The organism is Actinophytocola sp., from assembly GCF_035762905.1.
Classification (GTDB): domain Bacteria; phylum Actinomycetota; class Actinomycetes; order Mycobacteriales; family Pseudonocardiaceae; genus DASYTH01.
Genome location: NZ_DASUCC010000007.1, coordinates 1 through 3,402, shown reverse-complemented (window position 1 = coordinate 3,402; position 3,402 = coordinate 1). Strand labels below are relative to the sequence as shown.

Genomic DNA, 3,402 nt, shown 5'->3' with positions numbered 1-3,402 from the left:
CGGCGGTGACCGAACCGATCTCGTGCAGGATCGCGATCGAGTGCAGCCAGTAGGAGCGGGCCTCGTCGGCGTGGCCGAGGGCGTGCTGGGTCGTGCCGAGACCCCACAGTATTTCGGCCTCCTGGTACCGGAAGCCGATGGTCCGGGCGAGAGCGAGGGCTTGCTGGTAGTGCGGGATGGCGGCGCCGTGGTCGCCGGATCGCAGGCACGCCCAGGCCAGGTTGTTCAGGGCACTGGCCTCGCCGAGCCGGTTGTCGATCGCCCGGTTGATCGACAGAGCCTTGGCGTGGCAGGCGATCGCCTCGCCGAACCGGTGCTTGCGCTGGTAGCACAGGCCCAGCGCATTCACCGTGCCGGCCTCGCCGTAGGGGTAGCCCGCCTCCAGGCAGATCGGCAGGCCCTGCTCGTAATAGCCGAGCGCGTCGTCGACCCGGTCCAGCTCCCAGTAGGCGTAGCCGAGATATTTCAGGCAACTCGCCTCGCCGCGCCGATCGCCGACCTCGCGCCAGATCGCCAGCGCATCGAGCGTACTCATGATCGACTCGTTGGTGCGGCCCTGCCGAAGGTAGACGTAGCCCAGGTCCTCCCGGACGGCCGCCTCACCCTGCCGGTCGCCGGCCCGCTGGGCGACCCGCACCGCAGTCTCCAGCGGCTCGATCAGGTCCCGCCAGAATCCCCTGAGTTCGATGGGCAGGCTCATGTTCGCGGCCAGCCGCACGGCGACGGTCTCGGCGCCCGGGGTCTGCGCGGCCTGTCCGGCGGCGGCCAGCAGGTTGGTGTGCTCGGTGTCGGTCCATTCGGCCACATCGTCCGGCGTGGACAGCGCGAAACCGCTGCCCGCTCCCGGGACGGGCTCGGCCCAGGACCGCCGGCGGTCCGCGGTGAGCAGCAGCCCCGCCTCGAGAGCGGCGGTGGAGAAGCACTGCAGGGCCCGGAGCACGGCGGCTGCGCAGTCGGGTCCCGGCTCGGCGCGGGCCTGCTCGCGGGCGTAGAGCCGGAGCAGATCGTGGGTGTGGTAACGGTTTGGCCGGGTGGAGTCGAGCAGATGGGCGTCCACCAACCGCTCCAGCGCGGTGTGCGCGTCGGTGCGGGACTCGCCGAGCAGGGCCGCAGCGATCGGAATACTCATGTCGGTCCAGTCCAGCGCGCCGAGCAGCCGAAACGCCCGCGCGGCCAACCGGTCCACGGGATCGGGGCTGGTCCGCAGGGTGTTGTAGGTAACCGCGAAGCCGGCACGCACCGCCCGGTCGTCCATCTGCAACTCGTCGAGTCGGCGCCGCTCGTCGGCGAGCCGGTCCACCAGGGCGTCGATGGACCAGCCCGGCCGGGTGGCCAGCCGGGCTCCGGCGATCCGCACGGCCAGCGGCAGCCGCGCGCACAGGTCCACCAGCCGGGCCGCGGCCCGCTGTTCCCGCTCGACCCGGTCCGATCCGGCGAGCCGACCAAGCAGCGCCAGCGCCTCGTCCGACGGGAACACATCGAGGTGCAGGTGACCGACCCAGTCCAGCGACGCGAGGGTGGTCCGGCTGGTGACCACCACCATGCACCCCGGGCTGCCCGGCAGCAGCGCCCGGACGTGGGCCGCGCTGCGGGCGTTGTCCAGCACGACCAGCATCCGCCGGTCGGCAAGCAGTGAGCGGTACAGCGCGGCCCGCTCCTGCTCCTCCTGTGGCACCCGCTCCGGCAGCACGCCGAGGCTGCGCAACAGGATCCCCAACGCCTCGCCCGGCGTCATCGGCGAGGTCTGCGCGTAGCCGCGTAGATCCACATAGAGTTGCCCGTCCGGGAACCGGTCCGCCACCCGGTGTCCGAAGTGGACGGCGAGCGCGGTCTTGCCCACGCCCGCGGCGCCGTCGATCGCGGTGATCACCGGCGCCGCGCCGCCGGTTCCGAGCAGGGCGACCAGGTCGGCCAGGTAGCGCTCCCGGCCGGTGAAGTGCACGACGTCGACCGGCAGCTGCCGGGGCACCGGCGTGGCCGCCTGCCGAGGGCGGCCCGGCGGCATCAGCGCGGGGTCGGCCACCAGAATGCGTTGGTGCAGCTGGCGAAGCTCCGGTCCGGGGCGCAGGCCCAACTCCTCGGCCAGTGCGTCCTGGGTTGCCAGGTAGACCTTCAACGCCTCGGCCTGCCGGCCGGCCCGGTACAGCGCGAGCATGAGCTGCCCGGCCAGCCGCTCATCCAGCGGATCCGCACCGGCCTGGATGGTCAATCCGGCCAGCAGCTCGCCGTGCCGGCCGCGACGCAGCTCGAGTTCGTTGCGGTACAGCTCGGCGGCGCGCCGCTCGGCTTCGAGCTCGGCCCGGATCTGGTTGAGCCACGGGCTGTCCAACCCGCCGAACGGCTCGCCCCGCCACAGCGAAAGGGCCTCCTCGAGTGGTGCCGCGGCCGCCTCGTCGTCGGCGCAGGCCCGGGCGTTGGCCACCAGCCGGCGGAACCGGTGCAGGTCGATTGAGGCCGGATCCGCGGTCAGCACGTACCCGCCGGACCGGTGCACGATGCCCGGTCGTCCGTTGTCGTGGCCGGTGGCCAGCACCTGCCGCAACCTGGACAGGTAGGTGTAGAGCGTGCCGCTGGCCCGAAACGGCCGGCGTTCGCCCCACACCCGGTCCAGCAACCGCTCCACCGAAACTACATGGTTGACGTCGACGAGCAGCGCCGCCAGCACACACCGCTGTCGGGGCGGCCCCAGATCGACCGGTGTGTCGCCAACCCTCGCCTCAACCGCTCCGAGGAGTCGAAACTCCACGCCCCCTCCCCTCGTCGGCCCCATCGTATCCGGGCCACTGACCAGGGAAATCAAGGAGTCGCCAAGATTCCTGCGTTATCGAGTCGGTAGATGTTGCCTCGCCGATTCGTGCGGACGGTACTGGGGGTCCGCACGACCGTCAGGCACCGGCGACTCCCGGCCGCAACCGGGAGTCGCCGAGTTTCGCCCTGCCCCGGCACCACACGGCCGCCCGGGGAGTGCCGTCGTCGGGACCGATGCTCCCCCCGTACGCGTACAGCACTCGGCTTCGCCGTGCGATGGCCGCCGGGGCGGAAACCATGGCGTCGTAACGGACGGCTCCCCTAGACGCGACCCATCTCATAGAAGAAGGCGCGTTTCCGCATGACTGTTCCACGGCCCGCGTCACGTCCACTCGGCCGTAGCACCTGAACGCCGAACGGCCGCGCTTCCAAGGCGCGGCCGTTCTCATCGATCCCGTTTGTTCGGGGCGGGCCAATGATCAGCTGGTGGGTAGGAGGCAGGCGTAGCTCAGCGGGAGCAGGTTGACGAACGTTCCGCCGGCCCCGGTGCAGATCCTGCGGGCTTCGGTGACGCGGCGGTCACGGGGCCTGAGGATGTTGAACACGCAGACGTATCCGACCGGGTTGACGGTCAAGGACAACACGCCGCCGGTT

Annotated in this window: 1 protein-coding gene; it reads right to left on the bottom strand. The window is 71.3% G+C overall.

All coding sequences use genetic code 11. The features are described from left to right. Window positions 1–2,746, bottom strand: a 2,746-nt coding sequence (locus tag VFV67_RS00500; RefSeq protein WP_326466328.1) for an AfsR/SARP family transcriptional regulator, incomplete at its 3' end; no start/stop codon positions are given. Between the last annotated feature and the right edge of the window lie 656 nt (window positions 2,747–3,402).